The sequence below is a fragment of the Agrobacterium sp. genome (genome assembly GCF_059499945.1).
On record NZ_JCABZP010000001.1, the window covers coordinates 45,158 to 68,936 of the forward strand.

At 59.6% G+C, this 23,779-nt stretch carries 20 protein-coding genes and 1 pseudogene; 16 read left to right on the plus strand and 5 right to left on the minus strand.

Annotated elements, in window-relative coordinates:
• Positions 1-115: 115 nt before the first annotated feature.
• Positions 116-382: pseudogene (locus AC5I5B_RS00225) on the minus strand (phosphogluconate dehydrogenase (NAD(+)-dependent, decarboxylating)); the annotation flags it as partial.
• A gap of 413 nt (positions 383-795) precedes the next feature.
• Here AC5I5B_RS00225 and AC5I5B_RS00230 point away from each other — a divergent pair.
• The 11 genes from AC5I5B_RS00230 to AC5I5B_RS00280 all read left to right on the plus strand — a co-directional run bounded on the left by AC5I5B_RS00230 (position 796) and on the right by AC5I5B_RS00280 (position 15,104).
• Entirely contained in the window at positions 796-2,565 is a 1,770-nt protein-coding gene (locus AC5I5B_RS00230; protein WP_112958735.1) for a diguanylate cyclase, read from the plus strand.
• A gap of 520 nt (positions 2,566-3,085) precedes the next feature.
• Positions 3,086-4,294 (plus strand): MFS transporter, encoded by a 1,209-nt coding sequence (locus tag AC5I5B_RS00235; RefSeq protein ID WP_495752187.1) that lies wholly within the window; start codon positions 3,086-3,088, stop codon positions 4,292-4,294.
• 367 nt (positions 4,295-4,661) lie between these two features.
• Complete coding sequence (locus AC5I5B_RS00240; protein WP_003508332.1) at positions 4,662-5,171, plus strand: cytochrome P460 family protein; 510 nt, start codon at positions 4,662-4,664, stop codon at positions 5,169-5,171.
• Positions 5,172-5,343: 172 nt separating this feature from the next.
• Positions 5,344-7,092, plus strand: a complete 1,749-nt coding sequence (locus tag AC5I5B_RS00245) for a cytochrome c biogenesis protein DipZ (protein WP_495752197.1) — start codon at positions 5,344-5,346, stop codon at positions 7,090-7,092.
• Between the two features lie 45 nt (positions 7,093-7,137).
• Entirely contained in the window at positions 7,138-7,896 is a 759-nt protein-coding gene (locus AC5I5B_RS00250) for an alpha/beta hydrolase (protein ID WP_495752188.1), read from the plus strand.
• A gap of 201 nt (positions 7,897-8,097) precedes the next feature.
• Complete coding sequence (locus AC5I5B_RS00255) at positions 8,098-9,144, plus strand: alpha/beta fold hydrolase (protein ID WP_112958800.1); 1,047 nt, start codon at positions 8,098-8,100, stop codon at positions 9,142-9,144.
• Positions 9,145-9,239: 95 nt separating this feature from the next.
• Positions 9,240-9,980 carry a response regulator gene (locus AC5I5B_RS00260; RefSeq protein ID WP_112958799.1) on the plus strand — a complete coding sequence of 247 codons (741 nt, stop codon included), beginning with the start codon at positions 9,240-9,242 and terminating at the stop codon, positions 9,978-9,980.
• On the plus strand, positions 9,977-11,293 hold the full coding sequence (locus AC5I5B_RS00265) for an ATP-binding protein (protein WP_112958798.1): 1,317 nt from the start codon (positions 9,977-9,979) through the stop codon (positions 11,291-11,293). Before AC5I5B_RS00260 ends, AC5I5B_RS00265 begins: the two co-directional genes overlap by 4 nt.
• A 145-nt stretch (positions 11,294-11,438) precedes the next feature.
• Positions 11,439-11,855: an Ohr family peroxiredoxin gene (locus AC5I5B_RS00270; RefSeq protein WP_112958797.1), complete on the plus strand. Its 417-nt coding sequence runs from the start codon at positions 11,439-11,441 to the stop codon at positions 11,853-11,855.
• Between the two features lie 310 nt (positions 11,856-12,165).
• Positions 12,166-13,584 carry an aldehyde dehydrogenase family protein gene (locus AC5I5B_RS00275; protein WP_112958796.1) on the plus strand — a complete coding sequence of 473 codons (1,419 nt, stop codon included), beginning with the start codon at positions 12,166-12,168 and terminating at the stop codon, positions 13,582-13,584.
• Between the two features lie 197 nt (positions 13,585-13,781).
• Positions 13,782-15,104, plus strand: a complete 1,323-nt coding sequence (locus AC5I5B_RS00280) for an epoxide hydrolase family protein (RefSeq protein WP_112958795.1) — start codon at positions 13,782-13,784, stop codon at positions 15,102-15,104.
• A 153-nt stretch (positions 15,105-15,257) separates the two neighbouring features.
• On the opposite strand, the gene AC5I5B_RS00285 is transcribed toward AC5I5B_RS00280, so the two are convergent.
• The 4 genes from AC5I5B_RS00285 to AC5I5B_RS00300 form a co-directional block, all read right to left on the minus strand.
• Positions 15,258-15,461, minus strand: coding sequence for a hypothetical protein (locus AC5I5B_RS00285; protein ID WP_003508314.1), 204 nt, complete (start codon positions 15,459-15,461; stop codon positions 15,258-15,260).
• A 151-nt stretch (positions 15,462-15,612) separates the two neighbouring features.
• A complete protein-coding gene (locus AC5I5B_RS00290) occupies positions 15,613-15,783 on the minus strand; it encodes a hypothetical protein (RefSeq protein ID WP_003508313.1) in 171 nt (56 codons plus the stop codon).
• Between the two features lie 67 nt (positions 15,784-15,850).
• The gene (locus AC5I5B_RS00295; RefSeq protein ID WP_112958794.1) at positions 15,851-16,831 is read right to left on the minus strand and encodes an alpha/beta fold hydrolase; all 981 of its coding nucleotides are present in this window, start codon (positions 16,829-16,831) and stop codon (positions 15,851-15,853) included.
• Positions 16,832-16,850: 19 nt separating this feature from the next.
• Positions 16,851-17,369, minus strand: a complete 519-nt coding sequence (locus tag AC5I5B_RS00300) for a Dps family protein (RefSeq protein ID WP_003508311.1) — start codon at positions 17,367-17,369, stop codon at positions 16,851-16,853.
• Between the two features lie 415 nt (positions 17,370-17,784).
• Between AC5I5B_RS00300 and AC5I5B_RS00305 the strand changes: the two genes are divergently transcribed.
• The 5 genes from AC5I5B_RS00305 (at position 17,785) to AC5I5B_RS00325 (ending at position 23,779) form a co-directional block, all read left to right on the plus strand.
• Complete coding sequence (locus AC5I5B_RS00305) at positions 17,785-20,079, plus strand: FdhF/YdeP family oxidoreductase (protein ID WP_112958793.1); 2,295 nt, start codon at positions 17,785-17,787, stop codon at positions 20,077-20,079.
• A gap of 250 nt (positions 20,080-20,329) precedes the next feature.
• Positions 20,330-21,910: a PAS domain-containing sensor histidine kinase gene (locus AC5I5B_RS00310; RefSeq protein WP_112958792.1), complete on the plus strand. Its 1,581-nt coding sequence runs from the start codon at positions 20,330-20,332 to the stop codon at positions 21,908-21,910.
• The gene (locus AC5I5B_RS00315) at positions 21,903-22,559 is read left to right on the plus strand and encodes a response regulator transcription factor (protein WP_060723814.1); all 657 of its coding nucleotides are present in this window, start codon (positions 21,903-21,905) and stop codon (positions 22,557-22,559) included. Before AC5I5B_RS00310 ends, AC5I5B_RS00315 begins: the two co-directional genes overlap by 8 nt.
• 66 nt (positions 22,560-22,625) lie before the next feature.
• The gene (locus tag AC5I5B_RS00320; protein WP_003508307.1) at positions 22,626-23,000 is read left to right on the plus strand and encodes a response regulator transcription factor; all 375 of its coding nucleotides are present in this window, start codon (positions 22,626-22,628) and stop codon (positions 22,998-23,000) included.
• Positions 23,001-23,311: 311 nt separating this feature from the next.
• A complete protein-coding gene (locus tag AC5I5B_RS00325; protein WP_087745436.1) occupies positions 23,312-23,779 on the plus strand; it encodes a hypothetical protein in 468 nt (155 codons plus the stop codon).

Genomic DNA, 23,779 nt, shown 5'->3' on the forward strand with positions numbered 1-23,779 from the left:
TGCCCGGCATATCGCGCCGGAGACAAAATAGTGGACTATATCCACTATCTTGTCCAGTAGCGGCTTCCGCCTGAAGCCGGCCCGTCCGATCGTTACTTGTCGATGGCCTGCGCGCCTATTTTACCTTTTCCAAATGGCCACCAAAGGCATTGCGCATTGCCGAGAGCACTTTGCCGGCAAATTCGGCCTCACCGCGTGACGAGAAGCGCTCAAACAGCGCCGATGCCAGCACGGGAGCCGGTACGCCCGTTTCGACAGCCGCCTGCAGTGTCCAGCGCCCCTCGCCGGAGTCCGAAACCCGGCCACCATACTGGTCTAGATCAGGGTCCTGCTTCAGGGCCTCGGCCGTCAGATCGAGCAGCCACGAGCCGATGACAGACCCGTCTCCTTCTGTGCTATGCGCTATGGGTGCTTCATTCACCGAGACGAACGGTAAAGCGCCGTTTTACCAAACTCCCGCGTTCCCCCAAAAGCAGGTGAAGACGATCTGGCTGCACGCTATGTCCTGCATGGGCCAGTCAACGAAATACGAACGCAGAATGCAGTACCACGCGCATTATCATGTGGCGCATGTCCACATCGGATGCGGCCTTACCGGTAAGCTAGGTACTGGCGAAATGGCACACAACTAAAGATTTGGTAATTTAATCCACACAGCGCGTTGGACATTTTGGACTGCGGGACTAAGAGGTAGCCATAGGGGATCAGACAGACCTGGCGAAATGATTGGTCAAACCCACAAATTGGACCCGCCGCACCCGGTCGTGATACCGTGCGGCAAGATTTGGCACCACCATGCGACTTGGCACCATCACAAACCTGGCTTATGCCGTGACGCTGATACTGACGACAGTATCAGCCACCACATTCATTTTGTCGGCAAGAAGCGCGTCTCAAGAGCGCGCGACAATCGAGTCTCATCTCGAATTAAACGATCTTGCCGAGGAACTGGTGATCATCGCGGACGAGCGCGCCGAGGAGGCACGTCTTTACGTTATGCGAGGCGACGAGCAGCATCTGGCAAAGTTCTATGTCGACGAAGATCAGGAAAACCACCTCGAGAAAGCCTTGGATAAACTCTCCGCGCTCGGTGCCTCGCCGCAGGAAGAAGGATTGTTTCAGGATATACGAAAGAGCGCTGACAGGCTGGATGCGATGGAGCGAGGGGCCATCGCTTCTTATCGCTCCGGGCGCCAGAGTGATGCGCAACAGGTCCTGTTCGGCGACGAGTACTATCAACTGCATACGAGTCTGCTGAATACCGTTGCAAAGGTGAGAGAGACCGTTGCGGCACGCACGCAGGCGACAGTCGACCAGGCCAAAAGCCGAAGTGATTTCTACGGATCTATCGCCAAGGTGATGCTTGCCCTGACCGCACTGATGTTTTTGGCCGTATTGTACTTTGTCCTCAGCAGACGTGTTGCCGCGCCCCTTATCAGAATGAGCAATATCGTCATGCGCCTTGCCCGGCAGGACTACAGTATAGAGGTACCAGACGAAGGGCGACGTGACGAAATTGGAGAAATGAACCAAGCCATTCGCATCTTCCGCAGCAACGGGCTGGAACGGGAACGGCTTGATGCAGAGCACCGCAGGAACCAACGCATCAAGGACCTAATCCTCCAAATGATGCATCGAATTCAGGCGTGCCAGAATCAGGATGAATTGTCCGACGTCGTTGCGAAATTCATGCCGCAGATTTTCCCCGCTATCGCGGGCCGGCTGCTTGTGCTCAAGGAAAACAGTACACTTCTCCAATCGACCGGAAAATGGTCCGACCCTTCGTTTTCCGCGCCCGAGTTTTTGATCGATGATTGCTGGGCTCTGCGTCGCGGACGCCCCCACACCAACAACCCGGACGGGGACGACGTCGTCTGCCATCACCTCCATGGAAATTTCGGAACCGGTCTCTGTATACCGCTGACCGCCTTGGGGGACACCGTAGGCCTGTTGTACCTCGAAATTCCCGCAAGAAACGAAACGCTGGAGACAGAGCGACTTTATCTGGAACTCCTCGCCGAGAATATTGGTCTTGCCGTCGCAAACCTCCAGCTGCGGCAGCGGCTGCTTGGCATGGCCAGACAGGATGCCTTGACCGGTCTCCTGAACCGTCGGTCTCTTGATGAGGCGCTGAACAGGCATATTGAGAAGCCAGACGATTCACTCGCCTGTCTCATGCTTGATATCGACCATTTCAAGCGCTTCAATGACCGCTTTGGCCACGATGCCGGTGACGCGGTGATGCAATATGTTGCCCAAGTCCTTTCCGAAGCCGTCGGCGAGCTGGGTGAACTATTCCGTTTCGGCGGCGAGGAATTCACTGTGTTGATGCCGGCTGCGGGTATTGAAGATGCCATCAAGGTTGCGGAGAGACTCCGGCGTGCAGTCGAACGCGCGCCATTCAACTATCGCGGTCGCCTGCTTGACCCGGTCACCGTATCCGTCGGTATTGCAACCGCACCGGCGGGAGGGACAGTGAGTAGCGTGCTGGAACGAGCAGACGCCGCACTCTTGAACGCCAAACAGAGCGGTCGCAACAAATGGGTATCTTCCGACGCGATGTGAGCCAAGGGGCTTGGCACAACGAGGCCGTAAATAAACGCCTCATGCCACGGGCGTCGACGGTGCCTGCCAGCGCCCTTTGGAACTCAAAACTGGACACCTGTCCGACCAACGGCAGGCCATGACCTGGAACCCTAAATGCCAAGGACAGCGAAAACGTGCCGTTCGCCCGTCTGTGCCGTGCCGTATGATGGCTTAACCAACATAACGGGCTCCGTGAATTGAAAAATATCGAGATCAGCGGCAATTACCGTGAGGCGCGTGATCCACTCGCGGGCCGAACGCCTCCATAATCCCCGCAACATTACCTGGAATGTCCCTCTATCAATTTACCCACGTGATGTACGGCATCTCCCTAAACCACATCGCCCGCGTTTGAACCTGAAACAGCGGCCACGCACATGTACATCCAAACGTTGTGCAACGCACAAATTTCGGAGGAATAGGCATGAAATTCGGATTTTTAGATACATATCATCCGAAAAAATTCGTCTAAAACTCTCCCAACTCAAGGAGAGAGACCATGACGGACACGACATCAGAATTTGATGGGGCAACGATTGGCCTGGAGGCCGCAGAGGAACCCGCATGGACCACCGCAACCTGGTTTGCGGTTCTTTCGATGGCGGCCACCAGTTTTGCGCTGGTATCGGCCGAGTTTCTGCCAGCGGGATTGTTGACGCCCATGGCGCGCGATCTCGGCATTACCGAGGGTACAGCCGGGCAGGTTGTTACGGCTACAGCTTCCGTGGGCGCCGTGACGGCCTTGCTGAGCAACGTTCTCATCGGCAAACTAAACCGCAAGAGCGTGCTTGTCGGTCTTAGTGCGCTGGCGATCGGCTCCAACATTCTCGCGTCATTTGCGAGCGATTTCTGGCTATTGTTGGTGGGCCGGGCCGGACTGGGTATCGCGCTCAGCGGTTTCTGGGCGCTTTCGGTTGCGGTTGTTGCACGGCTCGTTGGCGCAAACTCGACCGGGCGCGGCATGGCTATCGTCACCCTCGGCGTTTCGCTTGCCACCATCGCTGCCCCTTCAATGGGTGCCTTGATCAGCGACTGGCTGGGATGGCGCATCGCCATGTCGATGACGGCGGGGCTTGCCGTAATTGCGATGCTGCTGCAGATACTCAGCCTGCCGTCGCTGCCGGCAAGTACGAGCAACAGTCTTTCCGATGTTCTGCGGCTGACGCGGCGGCGCAGCGTTCAACTGGGGATGCTGGCAATCCTGTTGCTGATGACGGGGCATTTCGCCGGTTCGGTCTATGTGCGTCCCTTCCTCGAACAGGTGACGCTGCTTGAGACCACGCCGATTGCCCTCGCCCTGCTCGGCTTTGGCGTCGCTTCGGTGATCGGCAATGTGCTGGGGGGCCGGATGGCTGACACCAGTATCCGCCTCGCGCTCATCGTCACCGCCGCCCTGATGGCATTTGCGACGATCGCCCTCGTTGTCTGGGGTGTTCATACCGGTGCCGCATTTGCCCTCGTCGCCCTTTGGGGCCTTGCCTTCGGCATGGCGCCCGTGGTGCTGCCGACCAACCTTTCCCGCGGCGCACCCGACGCCCTGGAAGCAGCAGGCAGCCTGATGGTCGTTTCCTTTCAGGTGGCCATCAGTATCGGTGCGGTTTTCGGCGGCTATATCGTGGATTCCTACGGTGCAACTGCTCCGCTGGCTCTGACCGCGATCCTGGCTGCATCCACGGTCGCTCTGGCCTTGCTGCAGCGTCCTGATTGATTGTTGCCTTTTCCTCCTCGCACCCTTTGGAGGCAAGGCACCTGATTACGCGCAATTGTGCTGGCGTTGCCTGACGCCAGCACGCATGTTTTTAACGCTCCCGGTCCCCCGCTCTCGGTATCGCACTGTCGTTCCTGCGCATCTGCATGCCGCCACACCGGAAATGTTTCTTGGCCGGCGACGCTGGTTTGCTGTCGCAAGCGGCAAAACGATGAAGAATGCGTCGCGGAAAGGCTGATCTAGCCACAGGCTTGATGGGCACATTCCCTGCTACGATCTGATACATAAATGCGGGTTTCATGAAACATGCCGGATACCTCCGGCGCAGATCATTGCCTGATCTTTTTCGGATCAGGCAGGATGTTTCATGAAGAGCCAGATTTTCTTTGCCGTCGTTCTCTCGGTTGCGGGAGCAGGTTTTGGGGCCGCTTATTCGAGCTTTGCGGACACGCCGCCGGAAAACGCCTCTCCCATCTATGGCGTCACTCTTCCCGAAGGATATCGTGACTGGAAGTTCATCGCGCCCGCGCAGGAAGCGCCGCCGCTGGACGAGCTTCGCGCTGTTCTGGCAAACGATATCGCCGTCAACGCCTACAAGAGCGGAACCCTGCCCTTTCCCGATGGCTCGATACTGGTGAAGCTTGCCTATAAGCGGCAGCAATCCACCGAGTTTCCTCCGGCCACGGTGCCGGGAGCGGCAACCACCGTGCAGGTGATGGTGAAAGATTCCAAGAAATATGCCGGCAGCCACGGCTGGGGCTTCGGGCGGTTTGTCAACGGCAAGCCGGTGGATGCCGCACAGCATGAGACCTGTCTCTCCTGCCACGAAGGCAACGTCAAGGACCATGATTTCGTCTTCACGCGCTATGCGCAGTGACGAATGACAGGCTTCGCTTTCGCGGCCGTGCGCCGCTGGCGGCTTTTACACTCGAATACAAATTCACCGAAGCCCCGACACATCAGGGATACGTGAGACCGGGAAATTGGCGCCATCACCGGGTCGCCTTCGCCGCCCGGAGCCGCAAATTCCTGCCTGAAAGGACAAGATGATGACGTTTCTGGTCATTGCCTATCTCGGAGGGGCGCTGACAATTCTCAGCCCCTGTATCCTGCCCATCCTTCCCTTCGTTTTTGCGCGGGCCGGGCAACCGTTCCTGCGCAGCACGCTGCCCCTGCTTACGGGAATGGCGGCAACCTTTTGCGCCGTCGCGACGCTGGCCGCGGTGGGCGGCAGCTGGGCAATCAGCGCCAATGAATATGGCCGGCTCGCGGCTCTTGCGCTGCTTGCGGTCTTCGGCGTCGGGCTGGTCTCGCCCCGTGCGGCCAGCATCATCACCCGCCCGGTCGTCGAACTCGGTAACCGGCTCGCCAATGCCGGCGGCAAGCCCGGGTCAGTACCGACGATTGCGGGCTCGCTGATACTCGGCATCGCCACCGGCCTTTTATGGGCGCCCTGCGCCGGACCGATCCTCGGGCTCGTGCTGACGGGGGCGGCCCTGAAGGGGGCCAATCTGGAAACGAGCCTGCTGCTTGCCGCCTATGCCGCCGGGGCAGCGACATCCCTTGCCGTCGCCATCCTCATCGGCGGCCGGGTATTTGCGGTTATGAAGCGGTCTCTGGGTTTCAGCGAGCGGATTCGGCAGGCGCTTGGCGCGGCGGTGCTTGCCGGCGTCACGGTCATCGCACTCGGGCTGGATACGGGTGTCCTGTCGCAGATTTCCTATGCGAGCACGGCATCCTTCGAACAGCGGGTGCTCGATCGGCTCCAAACCGCCAAAGCGCCTGAAGTGACGACGGCGGCAGGCGGCAGCGCAGCCGCGGCCCGGTCGGAGCTGCCGGTTGAGGGCAAGGCCCCATCCCTCGATGGCGCCGTCCAGTGGCTCAACTCCCCGCCGCTCACGCGGGAGCAATTGCGTGGCAAGGTGGTGCTCATCGACTTCTGGACCTATTCCTGCATCAACTGCATCCGCACCATTCCCTATGTGCGTGCCTGGGCGGACAAATACCGGGATCAGGGCCTCGTCGTCATCGGCGTTCACGCCCCCGAATTCGCCTTTGAAAAGAAGATCGACAATGTCAGACAGGCCGTCGCCGGCTTCAAGATCGATTACCCGGTGGCAATCGACAATGACTACAGGATCTGGCGCGCCTTTGATAACAGCTATTGGCCGGCGCATTACCTGATCGATGCCAGGGGCCAGATCCGTTACCACCATTTCGGCGAGGGCAATTACCGGCAGACCGAAGAGGCGATCCAGGACCTGCTGCGCGAGGCCGGCAGCAGCGCCTCCGCCAGCGCGCCGGTGAGCCCGGAGGCGAAAGGAGCCGAAGCCGGTGCGGATATCGGGCACATGCGCTCGGGCGAAACCTATATAGGCTACCGGCAGGCTCGCAGCTTCGCATCCAACGAGGCGATGCGTGCAGACACGCCGCGCGACTACTCCGTCAAGACGCCTTCCCTCAACGAATGGGGACTTTCCGGTACCTGGACGGTTGGCGCGGAAGCGGCCACACTTGATGCGGCTGATGGCGGCATAACCTACCGCTTCAGCGCCCGTGACCTGCATCTGGTCCTTGGGCCGGCAAACGCCGGAAAACCGGTTCGTTTCCAGGTCACCGTCGACGGGCATCCGCCGGGTGCGGATCATGGCGCCGACACGGATGCCGAGGGCAATGGCGTCGTCACCTCAACCCGTCTTTACCAGCTCGTCCGCCAGACCGGCGCCGTCGAAGCGAGAACCTTTGCCATCCGCTTCCTCGACCCCGGCGCGCAGGCCTATGCCTTCACTTTCGGCTGACCCGGATTTTCCTCCCGTTCCCATCAAAACCAAAGGAGAAATATGATGCACCATCGTCTCATGCCAAAATTCGCGCTTGCCGTCGCAACCGCGCTGATCGCCTTTGCCGCACAAGCGGCAGAGGTGAAGAATATCGTCATCGTCAATGGCGCGCTGGCCGATGGTTCGGCCTGGCGCAGGGCGACAGACATCCTTGAGAGCCGTGGTTTCAACGTCACGATCGTGCAGGAGCCCATCACCTCTCTTGCCGATGACGTGGCGGCCACCAACCGTGTTCTCGATCTCCAGCAGGGGCCGAGCCTGCTTGTCGGGCACAGCTACAGCGGGATGGTGATCTCGGAAGCCGGCAACCGGCCGGATGTGGCCGGGCTGGTCTATGTCGCCGCCTTCCAGCCGGAGAAAGGAGAGAGCCTTCTCGACCTCGCCGGCTCCAAACCGCCGGCCGGCAACGGCATCAAGCCGACGAAGGATGGCACGTTCCTTTATCTCGATCCCGCCGTCTTTGGACAAGATTTCGCCGGCGATCTGCCGCGTGAGGACGCGGCCTTCATGGCAAGAAGTCAGGTCTTCGCCGCCAAGGCCGCCTTTGCCGCCAAGGCCGGCGAACCCGCCTGGAAAACCAAAAAAAGCTGGTCGATTGTCGCAACGCAGGACCGGTCAATCAACCCCGATCTCGAACGTGACATGGCCAAGCGCGCCGGCAGTGCGGTGACCGAGATTGCTGCAAGCCATGCGGTTTTTGCCTCCCAGCCCGATAAGGTTGCAGACGTCATCGAACAGGCCGCCCGGCAATCTGCGAAATAAACCGCGCCCGCCTCGAAGTCCAACACAGCCGCCCCAGACACCGGGGCGGCTGATTGCGTCCAGAGGGCTGACCGAATGTATCAGTCTGTATCCGGAATGCCCCCTGCTACAAAACCATTCACATTCGTCCCCCTTGGGACACATCGAGGATACACGCACCGCGTTACCTGCCCGCATCCAACATGGACAGGAGAGACAGCAATGAATTCCGAGATCAATTTCCAGCGCCGCCGCTTCTTCGGCATTGCCGCAATGACGGTTGCCGCCGTCGAATTCGGGGCCGCAGGCCTTGCTCATGCCAAGGGCGAAGCGCCTTCGCCTCAGCCGTCAACCGGACACGAGGGAGCCACCTCCTTTGGCGCCCTGAAGCAGGTTGAAGCGGGTGTACTCAGCGTCGGTTATGCAGAAGCCGGCCCCGCAGACGGCCCAGTCGTGCTGCTGCTGCACGGATGGCCTTATGACATCTACAGCTATGTCGATGTCGCACCCATCCTTGCATCGGCTGGATATCGGGTACTCATCCCCTATCTGCGCGGATATGGCACGACCCGTTTTCTCTCGGACGACACGGCACGCAACGGACAGCAGGCGGCGCTTGCGGTCGACATGATCGCCTTTCTCGACGCACTCGGCGTCAAACAGGCCGTCGTGGCCGGTTATGACTGGGGCGCTCGCACCGCCGACATCATGGCCGCACTCTGGCCCGAGCGTTGCACCGGGCTCGTGTCGGTCAGCGGCTATCTCATCGGCAGTCAGGAAATCAATAGAAAGCCACTTCCGCCCAAGGCGGAACTTTCGTGGTGGTATCAGTTCTATTTCGCGACGGAACGCGGCCGTGCGGGTTACGCAGCGAACACCCGCGACTTCGTGCGCCTGATCTGGCAGACGGCATCTCCGACCTGGAAATTCAGTGACGAGACCTTCAATCGTTCGGCCCCCGCATTCGACAATCCCGACCATGTGGCCATCACCATCCATAACTACCGCTGGCGGTTGGCACTGGCAGACGGGGAAGCCAAGTACGATAATTACGAGCGTAAGCTTGCGAAACTTCCCGTCATCACCGTGCCGACGATAACGCTGGAAGGCGACGCGAACGGCGCTCCGCATCCGGACCCTTCCGCCTATGCATCGAAGTTTTCCGGCAAATACCAGCACCGCAACATCATCGGCGGCATAGGCCACAACCTTCCGCAGGAAGCGCCAGAAGCTTTTGCCAGGGCTGTTCTGGACGTCGCAAAGCTTTAAACTTGCCGAAGCCCGCGAACCGTTGTCTTACTGCATGTGACAGCGGGGCGCGCGGTAGCGGGCCACTCGAACCGTCCGGACGACGAAGGCATCCAATGGACCATATCGACCATATTCTCGTCGTGGACGACGACAGGGAAATCCGGGAGCTGGTCTCCAGCTACCTGAAGAAGAACGGCCTGCGCACGCGCGTGGCGGCCGATGGACGGCAGATGAGAAGTTTTCTCGACGGCAATACCGTCGATCTCATCGTGCTCGACGTGATGATGCCTGGCGATGACGGGCTAGTTTTATGCCGAGAGCTGCGGGCGGGGAAACACAAAGCCACGCCGGTGCTGATGCTGACGGCCCGCGATGACGAGATGGATCGCATTATCGGGCTCGAAATGGGCGCCGACGACTATCTGTCGAAGCCCTTCGCTGCCCGTGAGCTTCTTGCGCGGATCAAAGCCATACTGCGCCGGACGCGGATGCTGCCTCCCAATCTGCAGATCAGCGAGGCCGGGCAGCTCCTGACCTTTGGTGAGTGGCGCCTCGACACGGTGGGCCGTCACCTGCTCGACAGGGAGGGCACGACCGTGGCCTTGAGCGGCGCCGAATACCGGCTCCTCAGGGTCTTCATCGATCATCCCCAGCGCGTCCTCAACCGGGACCAGCTGTTAAATCTCACGCAGGGCCGCGATGCCGAACTTTTTGACCGGTCGATCGATCTTCTCGTGAGCCGCGTTCGCCAAAGGCTGGGGGATGACGCGCGCGAACCCGTCTACATCAAGACCGTGCGGGCGGAGGGCTATGTCTTTGCGGTGCCCGTGGAGATTTCGGAGCCGAGGATATGAACGGCCCACGCCTGCTCGCCGGCTGGTGGCCGCGCTCGTTGCGGTCCAGACTTTTCATCATCCTGCTTGCGGGCCTCGCCATTGCCTACGGTCTGTCGTTCAGCATCCTCTTTGCCGAACGATATATGTCGGCAAAGGCGATCATGCTCGGCACTCTTGAGCAGGATCTGGCTGTATCGATCGCCATAATCGACCGCCTGCCTGCGGAAGAGCGGGCGCAATGGGTCCATCGCCTGAGCCGCAGCAATTATCAACTCGTCCTCGGCCCGGGTGTTCCAGGTGTTTCCGACATGTCCGGCCGCGGCGCTGAAATTGCGCAGAGGATCGAGGAGGCCGCAGGACACCGTTTCCCCGTCAAGGTCGAGTCCATTCCCGGCGACGGCAAGCGGCTTCAGGCGCATCTGACGCTATCGGACGGCTCGCCCCTGACAATTGACGTGACACCGCGCGGCGTGATGCCGCTGGCGGAATGGCTGCCTTATGTCTTCGCCGCGCAGATGGCGCTTCTTCTTCTGTGCACCTGGTTTGCAGTGCGACAGACGACCAGACCGCTCAGCGCGCTGGCTGCGGCAGCCGAAGCGTTGGATCCGGGCGAAAAGGGGTTGCCGATGAGTGAGAGCGGCCCAAGCGAAGTTGTCCACGCCGCCCGCGCCTTCAACGCGATGCGCGATCGCGTCGCCCAATACCTCGAGGAGCGGGTCCAGATTCTCGCGGCGATTTCGCACGACCTGCAGACGCCCATCACCCGGATGCGGTTGCGGGCCGACATGGCAGACGATACGCCGGAAAAGGAAAAGCTGGTCAGTGACCTGCGTGAAATCGAACGTCTAGTACAGGATGGTATCGCTTATGCACGCAGCGCTCATGGCAATGGCGAGAAATCCTCACGTATCGATCTGGCCTCTTTCATCGACAGCCTAGCCTACGACTATCAGGATACCGGAAAAGCAGTCACGGTTGACGGTATGGTGCGCGGCACAGTATCGACAAAGCCACATGCCCTGCGAAGAATCCTGACGAACTTGATAGATAACGCACTCAAATTCGGGGGCAGTGCGGAAATCAAGGTCGACCGGCGCACTGAAGGCACCGTCGTCATCACGGTGCTCGATCGTGGGCCGGGCATCCCCGACGAGATGCTGCAAAATGCCATGCAGCCCTTTTTCCGGATTGAAACCTCGAGAAACCGCGACACCGGCGGAACAGGACTCGGACTTGCGATCGCGCAGCAGCTCGCCGGAACAATCGGCGGCTCGGTGCGCCTCTATAACAGGCAAGGCGGCGGGCTTGCAGCCGAGGTGGCTTTTGCCTGAGAGGGACGCAGGTCAACGATAACCAGTAACAACGATACTTTTCGATACAGTTTTGCAGTTTCCGGAAACATGCCGGATACGCCGATCCGTCACAAAGCTCCTATCACGAAACGCCGCAACAGCGGCAAAATGAAAGGAACCTCCCGTGACCAAGATCGAGACTGTTCTTTATACCGGCAAGACCCACACGACCGGTGGGCGTGACGGATCGGCGCAAAGTGACGATGGCGCGCTTGGCATCAAGCTTTCCCCTCCGGGCAGCGGAAAGCCGGGCACGAATCCCGAGCAGCTCTTTGCGGCAGGTTGGTCGGCATGTTTCATCGGCGCCATGACAAAGGCGGCGGCAAAACACCAGCTCCGGCTTCCAGCCGACACCACTGTCGATGCGGAGGTCGACCTCGGCACAACGGGTGGCGAATTCTTTCTGCAGGCTCGCCTGACTGTCAGCCTGCCCGGTATCGATCGTCCCATCGCGCAGACGATAATAGAGGATGCCCACCAGATCTGCCCCTATTCGAAGGCAACCAGGGGGAACATCGATGTTACGCTCAAGCTCGCTTAAGCCGATTGTTTCCGCCCGTGCGTTTGTCGTCGCCATCGTGTTTGCGGCGATATTCGCAGCACCGTGCGTATATGATGCTACATCCGACGAGCCCTCGCCGCTTGCAGGACTTCTGGGCGCAGTTTCATCGATGTGACCACAAGGGAACGGCTCGGCGCCCGCCGCAGCCGTTTTCGCGTTTCAACTTCTTCCTGCCATCCCTCTGATCAACTCAAGGAAGCCTGCCTGCTCCCCATGCGGCGCGCCTCCAGCGCGTTCCGCGGCGGCCAGACGAGCCGGATTTCCAACCATCTTAAACGAGGCCAGATCAATGCGATCAATTGAACACATCTATGTCGACGGTAAATTTGTGGTGCCAGACGGCAATGAACGGCTGGACCTTTTCAATCCGGCAACGGAAGAAAAAATCGGCGATGTCCGGCTTGGCAACGCCGATGATGCAAGGGCCGCAGTGGAAGCCGCGAAACGCGCTTTTCCCGCCATGGCAACATCCACCAAGGCGCAGCGTATCGATATGCTGCGCAGCCTGCGCGATACGATCGCAGAGCGACCGGATGAGCTCACGCAGGTCATGACCGAAGAATACGGCGCGCCCGCTTATTTCACGGCTTTCTCCGTTCAAAACGCAGCGTCGATTTTTGATGTTATGGCTGAGACCGTGGCGAACTACGACTTTGACCGGGTCGTGGGCAAAAGCACGGTCACGATGCTGCCGCGCGGCGTTCTCACCGCCATCACGCCCTGGAACAGCAATTTCGGTTTTATCGCCACCAAGCTTGCGCATGCAATCGGTTCAGGCTCGTCCCTCGTCATCAAACCGGCCGAACAGAGTGCGTTTCAGACGGATATTCTGGTGAGAAGGCTGCATCGGGCCGGCCTGCCGGCAGGGGTTTTCAACATTGTCAACGGCACGGGTCCGGTGGTCGGTGCGGCGCTGACGCAGGATCCCGACGTTGCGACCATCAGTTTCACCGGTTCCACCCAGGCTGCAAAGATCATTCAACGCGCGGCTATCGACGGCATGAAAAGAGTGGTTCTGGAGCTGGGAGGAAAAGCACCCACCATTATCCTGCCGGATGCCGACCTCGACAAGGCCATACCTGTCGCCCTGATGTCGGGCTTTGCAAACAGCGGCCAGGCCTGCGTCGCGGGTACCCGCATCCTGGCTCCGCGGTCCCGTCTCCCCGAGATTGCCGAGCGGTTGAGGATGGCGGCTGAAAAATTCAAAGTTGGCGATCCCCGTGATCCGGAGGTTCGGGTAGGCCCTCTCGCCAGCCTTGCCCAGTGGGAGAGGATTCAGACTTACATCCGGCTTGGTGTCGAAGAAGGAGCAACCCTGCTGACAGGCGGAACCGGACGACCGGCCGGGATTGAAAAAGGATGGTTCGCCCGCCCGACAATTTTCGCAGATGTCACGAACGAAATGCGCATCGCCCGCGAAGAAATCTTTGGTCCCGTCCTGTGTCTTCTCGCCTATGAGGACGAAGATGAGGCCGTCGAGATCGCCAATGATAGCGATTACGGATTGCAGGCCTATGTGCTTGGATCCGACCTCAGACGTGCCGAACACATAGCCGCAAGGCTGATGGCCGGCCGCGTCGTCATCAACGGCGCACCGCACGATCCTCGCGCCCCCTTCGGCGGTTTCAGGCAATCCGGTATCGGCAGGGAGATCGGCGCCTTCGGTCTCGACGGCATGCTCGAACCGCGAGCCGTTCTCACCCCGTAACGCGAGAAGTCTGCAGCGCCGGTCACGGCGCACTCTCCGTTCTGCTTCAGGCCGACTTTGTATCCAGAAGTGTCAGCCGTGCGAAAACCGACGTTTGGTGACGCAACAGCAGGTCGAAAGAAACAGCCGGGATACGATCAACATCTACCTGTTTCGGACGCGAAATGGTCGCGGAACACACCGATATGGAGAGAAATATGACCGACGTCCTTCACCCGGAAAAAGGCGGGCACGGCACCGCGATTGTCCTTGGGTCTGCAATGGCCGTGTTGATGGCCTTCACCCCTGCCTTGGCAGTTGAGACTGTCAAACCACCCCAATCCGAAACCGCCTCTGCCGACGACAGCATCCGGCCGTTCCAGGTTCATGTCGATCAGTCACAGATTGACGACCTCAAGGCCAGGATCAGGAATGCGCGCTGGCCGGATAAGGAAACCGTTGGCGATATCTCCCAGGGCATCCAGCTGGCGCGGGTTCAGGATCTCGTTCGATACTGGGGCAGCGACTATGACTGGCGAAATGCAGAGAAAGAACTCAACGCCTTGCCGCAGTTCATCACCACGATCGACGGCGTCGACATCCACTTCATTCATGTCCGCTCACGCCATCCCAACGCCTTGCCTGTCATCCTCACCCACGGCTGGCCGGGTTCAATCTTCGAGTTCACAAAAGTTATCGGCCCGTTGACGGACCCGACCGCTTATGGCGGCAAAGCCGAAGACGCGTTCGACGTGATCATTCCCTCCATCCCCGGCTATGGTTTTTCAGGCCATCCGACCGATCTGGGCTGGGGACCGGACCGTGTTGCGCGCGCCTGGGACACCCTTGTGAAGCGCCTCGGCTACACGCGCTATGTTTCCCAGGGCGGCGATCATGGTTCGGTCATTTCCGATGCGCTTGCCCGGCAGGCGCCAAAGGGTCTGCTCGGCATCCATCTCAATATGCCGGCCACCGTTCCCGCTACGCTCATGAAAGCCATCAACAGCGGTGATCCGGCCCCTGCGGACCTGTCTGCGCAGGAACGAAATGCCTATGACTCGCTCAAAGAGTTTTTCGGCAGGAACGCTGCCTATGGCGCAATGATGGTCACAAGACCGCAGACGATCGGCTATTCCCTGTCGGATTCACCTGTCGGTCTTGCATCCTTCATCTACGAGAAATTCGCGCAATGGAGCGACAGCAATGGCGAGCCCGAAAGCGTGCTTTCCAGGGATGAAATGCTCAACGATATCACGCTCTACTGGTTGACCAACAGCGGCGCGTCCGGCGCGCGTTTCTATTGGGAAAACAACAACAACAACTTCAGCGCGGACGCCCAGAAGACAAGGGACATCAAGATCCCCGTCGGCATCACCGTTTTCCCGAAGGAAATCTATCAGGCGCCGGAGAGCTGGAGCAGGCAGGCCTATCCATCGCTGACCTATTATCATCAGGTCGATCATGGCGGACATTTCGCCGCCTGGGAGCAGCCCGGGATCTTCTCAAGAGAGCTTCGTGACGCTTTCAGAAAGCTGCGCTGAGAGACGTCATTCTGGAAGCGCGGTTCCCGGACCGCGCTTCACCACATCCTCGTGTTGCTGTCCGATTTAACGCTTGGGCGTTTCTGCACCAAAAAAGCCGTCGCTCGACACCAGTCGAGGAACGGCTTTTTCCGTATCTGAGGCCAGGAGATTTCAGGCCGCAACCGCGACACGTTCCGCCATCCACTGATCCAGCGCAGATCGCAGCATTGATCCGGACACGGCGTCCGTGGAGGCGATCCTGATCAGGTATTTTGCGGCGTCAACGGCTATCGAGCAGCCGATCGGCAGGCGGTTCTCTGCGCAGAACTCATTCAAAACCCTGCGGATCGACAGAAGCGACACTGCGTTGGTCATCTCGGATCTCCATCATGAATAACGATATTGCGTCACTTGATGGAGAAGCGTTGTGTCGAGAGTTTTCCACCGAAACCGAAAACGGTACCTCGATGTAGTCAGACTGGTTGCTGATACAATAAGCTACCGTCGAGGACGGCGATCGCATCGATCAGTCCTGAAATTTCGTTTCGTCGCTCGACGGCTCCGGGTTCGCGTCGATCCGGTTTTCCGCCTCGGCCTGCGGGGACAGAGGAAGCTCCAGCTGAATATCCTCCATCTCGGGCAGGCTTGCGATGCCGTCACGAAGGGCAAGGTCTTCATAAGATGGTTTGAACGGCATCGGAATCTCCTTCCGCGCGAGAAATTGGCCGCCATCCGCTTTTTCCGGCGGCGGCCGTTTCCGGTGATCAGCTCTTCACAAAGGCCAGCAGATCCGGATTGATGACATCGGCATGGGTGGTCAGCATGCCGTGCGGATACCCCTTATACACCTTCAGCGTACCATTCTTCAGCAGTTTGACCGACAATTCGGCAGAATCTGCGATCGGCACGACCTGGTCGTCATCGCCGTGGAGAACGAGCGTCGGCACCGTGATCGCCTTCAGGTCTTCCGTCTGATCGGTTTCCGAGAAGGCTTTTACACCGTCATTATGGGCCTTGGCGCTACCCATCATGCCCTGACGCCACCAGTTCTGGATGACACCGGGATAGACTTTGGCATCCGGACGGTTGAAGCCATAGAACGGACCGGTCGGCACGTCGAGGAAGAACTGGGCGCGGTTTTCGGCTACGCCCTTGCGGAAACTGTCGAAGACCTCGATCGGCAGGCCGCCGGGATTGGAAGGCGTCTTCAACATCAGCGGCGGAACGGCGGAGACGAGCACGGCCTTGGCAACGCGGCCCTGCGGCTCGCCGAATTTGGCGACGTAACGCGCAACCTCTCCGCCGCCGGTCGAGTGGCCAATGTGAACCGCATTCCTGAGATCGAGATGTTCGGCAACGGCGGATGCATCGGCGGCATAATGATCCATGTCGTGGCCGTCGCTCACCTGCTGGGAACGGCCGTGGCCGCGACGATCATGGGCCACGACGCGGTAACCGTTCTGGGCGAAGAACAGCATCTGCGCGTCCCAGTCGTCGGAGGACAAAGGCCAGCCGTGATGGAAGACGATCGGCTGGGCATCCTTCGGACCCCAGTCCTTGAAATAGATATCGACGCCGTCCTTGGTCTTTACGAATGATCCGGTCATTGGAAATGCTCCTTCGTTGCGGGATGGGATGGATTTTGAAAAGGCTGTTGATGGCATGGCCATCGCGGTGGAAAGAGCGGCGCCGGCCAGCAGAACATACCGTCTGGAAATTGCGAGCTCGATAGGATTGTCGGTCATTTCGGTTTCCTGCCTGGTTTCAGCGGGCGCGGCGGGTGGTTTCAAACAGGAACCAGGTGCGGCGCTCGGTCTCGTCGATCCAGTTTTCGATCAGGCTGGTGGTGGCGTGGTCGTTGAGGTCGGAGGTGAGGCTGTGCGTTTGCCGCAGGATGGCGGTAAGCTGCTTGTTGTCCTCACGCAGTTCGGCAAGCATATCCTCCGGCGTGACGAAGTCGGCGTCATTATCAAGGAGACGCTGGAGGCGGCCGATATGGCCGATGGAGCGGATGGTCGTGCCGCCGATCTTGCGCGCCCTTTCGGCAATGTCGTCGGTCATCGCAAAGATCTGGGCGCCCTGTTCGTCCAGCAGCGTGTGATAATCACGGAAATGCGGACCGGAAACATGCCAGTGGAAATTCTTGGTCTTGATGTAGAGCGTGAAGACATCCGCCAGCAGCGCGGTCAGCGCAGCGGAGATGTCGCGGCTCGCTTCAGCGCCAAGGTCGGTCGGCGTTGCGAGTGGAAGCTTGCGGTTTTTGGCGGCTGTGGTCGTGTCCATGATCGTTCTCCTTTTGCAATCGACCGCCCGTTGTTGAGCGCCCCTGTTGCGGCTGTCTGATCGGCACCGAGGATAGAAAGAAGGATGGCTCGGGAGAAATCGGCTGCTGGTACAGTCCACCCGATACCTAAGTGTAGTTTCGGCAATTTCGAACCCGGGATAGTTTTCGCCTGTCGCCCCGCCCCAGGGCGATTGGCTCGCAGAAGCCATCGTCTCCGGTGTCCCCCTCCCCCGGAGCTGCGGATCTCCTCCCGATCCGCCAAGGCCGCCCCCGCCGCAGGAGGCGGCCTTTTTTTCGTTTCGGCCTCGGACCTGCAGGCAACCTATGCCTGAGTATTATGTTTACTCTTTCGCCGTTGCGTTAGCCTCAGCGGGCACGACAATCGTCAATCTGCAAAATCGAAGGAATTCCAACATGGCGGAAGAACGGCCCGAAGGTATTGAAAAATACGATCACCCAGCCGGCGGCTGGGATGCATTGAAAGCCGTTGCGAAAACGCTCGCGCACCAGCAGATCGTCGCGCAGGGCACGATGACGCTGCTCAAGGCCAATCAGCCCGAAGGTTTCGACTGTCCCGGCTGCGCCTGGCCCGACCCCAAACACACCTCATCCTTTGAGTTCTGCGAAAACGGCGCCAAGGCCATCACCTGGGAATCGACGGCGAAACGATCCGGACCCGAATTTTTCGCCCAGCATACGGTTTCCGAACTGTGGCAATGGACGGATCACAAGCTGGAGGATGCCGGCCGGCTGACCCTTCCCCTGCATTACAATGCCGAAAGCGATCGCTATGAGCCAATCGCGTGGGACGACGCCTTCAATCTGATCGCGCAGGAACTCAACAAGCTCGACGACCCCGACAAGGCGGAATTCTATACATCCGGCCGGGCGTCCAACGAGGCCGCCTTTCTCTATCAGCTTTTCGTGCGCGCCTATGGGACGAACAATTTCCCTGATTGTTCCAACATGTGCCACGAGGCCACCAGCGTCGGCCTTCCGAAATCCATCGGCGTCGGCAAAGGCACGGTGACGCTAGAGGATTTCGATCATGCCGATGCGATCTTCAGCTTCGGCCACAATCCCGGCACCAACCATCCGCGCATGATGACGACGCTGCATAATGCCGCAAAACGCGGCGTGCCGATCGTGGTCTTCAATCCGCTGAAGGAACGGGCGCTGGAACGCTTCGCCGCGCCACAGGACCCGATCGAAATGGCGACACTCTCTTCGACGCCCATCGCCTCCGCCTACCATCAACTGCGCACCGGCGGCGATCTCGCAGCCCTCAAGGGCATCATGAAAGCGGTGTTCGAACTGGATGCAGAAAACCAGAAGGCGGGTGGTGCCGGTGTGCTCGACCGAACCTTCATCGAAGAACACACCGACGGTCTCGACGCACTGTGCGCCGACATCGACGCTACCTCCTGGGACACCATCTGCTCCGTCAGTGGGCTGACGAAGGAGGCGCTTGAAAGCGCTGCCCGGATTTATGTGAACGCCTCCAATGTCATCATCTGTTACGGCATGGGCATCACGCAGCACGCCAAAGGCACGGGCAACGTGCAGCAGATCGCAAATCTCCTGCTGCTGCGCGGCAATATGGGCCGCCCGGGTGCGGGAATAGCGCCCATTCGCGGCCATTCCAACGTACAGGGCGACCGCACCGTCGGCATCACCGAAATCCCGAACAAGGCGCTGCTGGACGGCATGGAGCGCGCTTTCGGTTTTCGTCCCCCTGCGGAAAAAGGCCACAATGCCATAGAGGCCGTCGAGGCGATCATTGCCGGCGAGTCCCGGGTGCTAATCTGTCTTGGTGGAAACCTCGCCGTCGCCATGTCGGATACCGGCGCGACCTTCAAGGGCATGCGCAACCTCGATCTCGCCGTTCACATCGCAACAAAACTCAACCGCTCGCACCTTCTGACAGCGAAGATATCGCTGATCCTGCCCTGCCTTGGACGCACCGATCTGGATACCCAGTCCTTGGGCCCGCAGGCCGTGACAGTCGAGGACTCGATGTCGATGGTGCATGCCTCTCGCGGTTTCCTGAACCCGCCCGGGGAGCTGGTCAGGTCGGAGCCGGCCATCATCGCGGGCATCGCCAAAGCGACAATCGGCAGCCGCCATGGAATAGACTGGGATTGGCTGATTGCCGATTACGACCGGATCCGTGACAAGATCGAAGAGGTCTTTCCCGATTTCAGGGATTTCAACAGCCGGGTTCGGATAAAAGGCGGCTTTCGCCTTGATGTCGCGGCCTCCTTCCGCCGCTGGAACACGCAGAGCGGCAAGGCCAATTTCCTTGTCGCCACAGGACTTGAGGAAGACCCGCTCATCTCCAATCCGGAAGCCCTCGTGCTGACCACGATCCGCAGTCACGATCAGTACAATACGACGATCTATGGCATGGATGACCGTTATCGCGGCGTCTTCGGCCGAAGGGACATCATCTTCATGAACCGGCACGACCTTGCGGAGCGCGGCCTGAAGGATGGTGATCGCATCGATATTCACGGCATCGGCCCAGAAAATAAAGACCGACACCTCGTTCAGGGTTTCACCGCCGTCGAATACAATATCCCGAAGGGGTCGGCCGCAGGCTATTATCCGGAAATGAATGCGGTGGTGGCGCTCGGCCATTATGACCGCCTTTCCGGAACGCCTTCCTACAAGGGTGTCCCGATCACGGTGAGCCCGGCAGCCGCCTGACGACCGAAGGCCCGGCGCGCAACGCAGCGGTCGTTGCGCGCTCTTCTCCCCACCGTTTGGGTTGGACCTCACCTCGGGCCATCAGGCATGGCCTGTGGATGACCGGCCATATATGCGGATTTTTCGATATAGCGCCGTGCCGTTTTACCGCTATCCTGATGTTTCGACGACGGTGGCAACCAAGACCTATGTATAGGTCAGGTTGTGCTGAAAAAACCGTATTGTCGGCAAAAATCGCATCGGGGGAACAATGTCGATTGCGTCAAGGATGTTTCGCGCGCGCGAGCCGGAAGGCCGAGCCCACCATCTGGCCTTTGGCCTTGGGGCGCTGGCGCTGGCGGCCGCGGTATTTTACGTCGATACCTATACCGACATAGAAGGCGCGATCGCGGTGCTTTATGTCATCACGGTCCTTTTGGCTGCGCAGACTGTAAGCTGGTCGGGACTGATCGCGATCTCCTGCGCCTGCGCCATTCTTTCCCTCCTGTCCTATGCAGCGACCCACGCGCAGGATGCGGATTTCCAGTCGGCGCTTCGGTTGGTCGTCGCCCTTGCGGCACTTGCCGTCACAACCATGCTGCTTTTGAAAACGGAGACCGCCCGGCTGGCAATGCTATCCGTCAATGCGGCGCTGAAGGAAAGCGAGGAGCGTTATCGTTCCATTTTCGACCGTACGCGCGTCGCACTCTGGGAACGCGACTATTCGAAGCTTCACGCCCTGCTGATGGGCCTCAAGCAACGGGGCATCACCGACATGCGGGCCCATGCGCGCGCCAATCCGGGTTTTACGCAGCAATGCATCGATCTCATCACGGTCGTTGCATCGAATGAAGCCGGAAAGGAAATGCTGGGTTACGATTCCTCTATCCGCGGCACCCTCCAGCAATCGGTCGTTTCTTCGTCCGGCAAGTTCGTCGATGTCCTGCAGGCGATCATCGACAACCGGCGTGTTTTCGAAGACAAGGTGGTGGTGCGCACCGACGTCGGCGAAGACAAGCTGGTGCTTCTTTCAATCAGTTTCCCCGCGGAGGCGGCCTCCTTCAACCGTGTGGTGGTCAGCATGGTGGATATCACCCAGCGCGAAATGGCGCTGAAGGCGCTGGCCGAGGCACAGGCGGAGCTGACAAAGGCCTCGAAGGCGGCAGCCGTCGGCGCCATGTCCGCATCGCTCTCCCACGAACTGAACCAGCCGCTTGGCGCCATCATCGTCAATGCGCAGACATTGCTGCGCTGGCTCGATCGCGATCCGCCGGATATTGCCGCCGCCCGCCGCTCGGCCGAACGCATGATCCGCGACGGGCAGCGCGCCAGTGAAATCATCCAGAACACGCGCAGCCTGCTCGCCCATACGAGCGGCAAGCTGGAAACCTTCGACCTCGATGAGTTCATCGACGAAACGCTAAGCCTTCTCGAACATGAGCTGGAACGCAGTGGAACCACGGTGCATGTGGAAAAAGCGGCCACGCCGCCGATAACGGCCGTCAGGATCGAATTGCAGCAGGTCCTCATCAACCTTCTCACCAATGCCATTCAGGCCATGGACGAGGCGGGCACCGGCAATCGCACCATCACGGTGCGGAAGGAGCGCGAAGACAGGGACAATATTCATATTGCGGTTCACGACAATGGACCGGGTTTCCCGGTGCAGATGAAGGAAAAGCTGTTTTCGCCGTTTTTCACGACCAAGGAGACGGGAATGGGCATGGGGCTGTCCATCTGCCGCACGACACTGGAAGCACGGGGCGGCAGGCTTACCGGTGACAATCATCCTCTCGGCGGGGCGGTCTTTACCATTTCCATGCCGATCAGCCAGGAGATGGAACATGCCTGAGCCACGCAAGACGACAAAGGAGCCGCCGTCACCCATCGTGTTCATCGTCGACGACGATGTGTCGATGCGCGAGGCGCTCACCGATCTTTTCCGCTCCATGAAGTTCGATGCCGAAGCTTTCGACAGCGCCGCCGCCTTTCTTGAAAAAGCCAATCTGAACCGGCCCGGCTGCCTGCTGCTTGATGTGCGGCTTCCGGGCATAAGCGGTCTTGATTTCCAGATGCAGCTGGAACGCGTCGGCAACCGGATGCCGATCATTTTCATGACCGGCTTCGGCGATATCCCGATGAGCGTGCGGGCGATGAAGGCCGGCGCTGTCGATTTTCTGACCAAGCCCTTCAAGGAACAGGACATTCTGGACGCCGTCGCGGCCGCGATGGAGCGGGATGCGTCGCGCCGCCGCGAAAGCGCCCAGAACGAGGCAGTCACCTCCCTTGCCGAACAGCTGACGCCAAGGGAACGCGAGGTCATGGGCGCCGTTGTCCGCGGCCTGATGAACAAGCAGATCGCCTATGAGCTCGGCATCAGCGAAGTCACCGTGAAACTGCACCGAGGCAATGTCATGCGCAAAATGGAAGCGAGATCGGTTGCCGACCTCGTGCGGAAAGCGGAGCTGATCGGCGAGAAGTTCAGGCCACCTGTATCTTAGTATGGTATCTTTGAGAGCGGCATGGGCGCATAGAGAAAGAAAGAAAAACAGAAAAGGTCGCTTTCATTGCCCCCCGTTCCCGTCATTGCCGTCGTCGACGACGATCCCGCCATTCGCGAAGCCATGGATGATCTCATCATGTCCTTCGGTTACGAATGCCGCCTGTTTGTTTCTGCCGAACAATTCCTGGAATCGAAGCAGCAGGCGGACATCGACTGCATCGTCGTGGATGTCAAAATGCCCGGTCTTTCCGGCATCGAGTTGCAGAGCGAGCTGAACAGGCGCGGCAACCACCCGCCGATGATCTTCGTCACCTCCTATCAGGATGAGCGCACCCGGAATGCGGCCTTGAACGGCGGCGCTTTGGCCTTTCTCGGCAAGCCGGTCAATATCGTCAGTCTGATCGGATGCCTGGAATCCGTTCTCGCCCGGCCGTCCTGACGGTTGACGCTTCGCCACCGAGCGGGCGAGCCAGCCTATATCCGCTCGCAGACAAGCCTTCCATCGCTCTGCTTGCATCTCTTCCAAGTGAAATCCGTCGCTATTTCATGCTCCGACGCCTGGCGTCCGGGCAGGCATTGCCATTGAGCGGATGCCTCTGGGCGCTTATCCCGCCGCCAACACCTTCCGCTATACGAACTAGACCTCTGTATAGATGCCGGCTCCGCTTCTCCGCCGTAGCCTTTGCTCCAGTCAAGCGCTTCCCCTCCGAACGTTCCTGACGACACCATCACCCTTTTTAGGAGCAGGGCATGACCTCCATCAGCAAGAATGCGGACGAGCAGAGACCCCGTCGTCTCAAAGTCGCAGCGGTGTTGGCACTGGGTACGGTTGCCGTGCTCGGTGGCAATGCTTTCCTGATCAGGAATGGCGAACCGGCGCTTGCGGCCTCCGAAGACGTCGCATCAGCCAGCGCCTTCCGCACCCTCACACCACAGGCGATCGACAGGCTGGGCGGACTTTCCGCTCCCGCGCCGACGCTCAGTGAAACGTCCAAAGGCGCACAGGCTGTTCCGGCACTGGACAAGACATCCTGCGTCGCCACCCGCGCCGCCCAGAAAACGGACCGGCACGACGCGCTCGATCCCAAGGCCTTCTGCCAGCTGCAGCACCGCCTCTTCAATGCCGAGCTGATCGACCGCATCGCCGTGCTCCAGCTCGCATCACAGACCCGCTCTATCGACACCTCGTCCCAACTCGCCATGAACAAGGAGTTCTGA

What these genes read in the sequence shown, in the direction of transcription:
- AC5I5B_RS00230 (WP_112958735.1), top strand. Translation starts at nt 796, where the DNA reads ATGCGACTTGGCACCATCACAAACCTGGCTTATGCCGTGACGCTGATA.
- AC5I5B_RS00235 (WP_495752187.1), top strand. Translation starts at nt 3,086, where the DNA reads ATGACGGACACGACATCAGAATTTGATGGGGCAACGATTGGCCTGGAG.
- AC5I5B_RS00240 (WP_003508332.1), top strand. Translation starts at nt 4,662, where the DNA reads ATGAAGAGCCAGATTTTCTTTGCCGTCGTTCTCTCGGTTGCGGGAGCA.
- AC5I5B_RS00245 (WP_495752197.1), top strand. Translation starts at nt 5,344, where the DNA reads ATGACGTTTCTGGTCATTGCCTATCTCGGAGGGGCGCTGACAATTCTC.
- AC5I5B_RS00250 (WP_495752188.1), top strand. Translation starts at nt 7,138, where the DNA reads ATGCACCATCGTCTCATGCCAAAATTCGCGCTTGCCGTCGCAACCGCG.
- AC5I5B_RS00255 (WP_112958800.1), top strand. Translation starts at nt 8,098, where the DNA reads ATGAATTCCGAGATCAATTTCCAGCGCCGCCGCTTCTTCGGCATTGCC.
- AC5I5B_RS00260 (WP_112958799.1), top strand. Translation starts at nt 9,240, where the DNA reads ATGGACCATATCGACCATATTCTCGTCGTGGACGACGACAGGGAAATC.
- AC5I5B_RS00265 (WP_112958798.1), top strand. Translation starts at nt 9,977, where the DNA reads ATGAACGGCCCACGCCTGCTCGCCGGCTGGTGGCCGCGCTCGTTGCGG.
- AC5I5B_RS00275 (WP_112958796.1), top strand. Translation starts at nt 12,166, where the DNA reads ATGCGATCAATTGAACACATCTATGTCGACGGTAAATTTGTGGTGCCA.
- AC5I5B_RS00280 (WP_112958795.1), top strand. Translation starts at nt 13,782, where the DNA reads ATGACCGACGTCCTTCACCCGGAAAAAGGCGGGCACGGCACCGCGATT.
- AC5I5B_RS00285 (WP_003508314.1), bottom strand. Translation starts at nt 15,461, where the DNA reads ATGACCAACGCAGTGTCGCTTCTGTCGATCCGCAGGGTTTTGAATGAG.
- AC5I5B_RS00290 (WP_003508313.1), bottom strand. Translation starts at nt 15,783, where the DNA reads ATGCCGTTCAAACCATCTTATGAAGACCTTGCCCTTCGTGACGGCATC.
- AC5I5B_RS00295 (WP_112958794.1), bottom strand. Translation starts at nt 16,831, where the DNA reads ATGACCGACAATCCTATCGAGCTCGCAATTTCCAGACGGTATGTTCTG.
- AC5I5B_RS00300 (WP_003508311.1), bottom strand. Translation starts at nt 17,369, where the DNA reads ATGGACACGACCACAGCCGCCAAAAACCGCAAGCTTCCACTCGCAACG.
- AC5I5B_RS00305 (WP_112958793.1), top strand. Translation starts at nt 17,785, where the DNA reads ATGGCGGAAGAACGGCCCGAAGGTATTGAAAAATACGATCACCCAGCC.
- AC5I5B_RS00310 (WP_112958792.1), top strand. Translation starts at nt 20,330, where the DNA reads ATGTCGATTGCGTCAAGGATGTTTCGCGCGCGCGAGCCGGAAGGCCGA.
- AC5I5B_RS00315 (WP_060723814.1), top strand. Translation starts at nt 21,903, where the DNA reads ATGCCTGAGCCACGCAAGACGACAAAGGAGCCGCCGTCACCCATCGTG.
- AC5I5B_RS00325 (WP_087745436.1), top strand. Translation starts at nt 23,312, where the DNA reads ATGACCTCCATCAGCAAGAATGCGGACGAGCAGAGACCCCGTCGTCTC.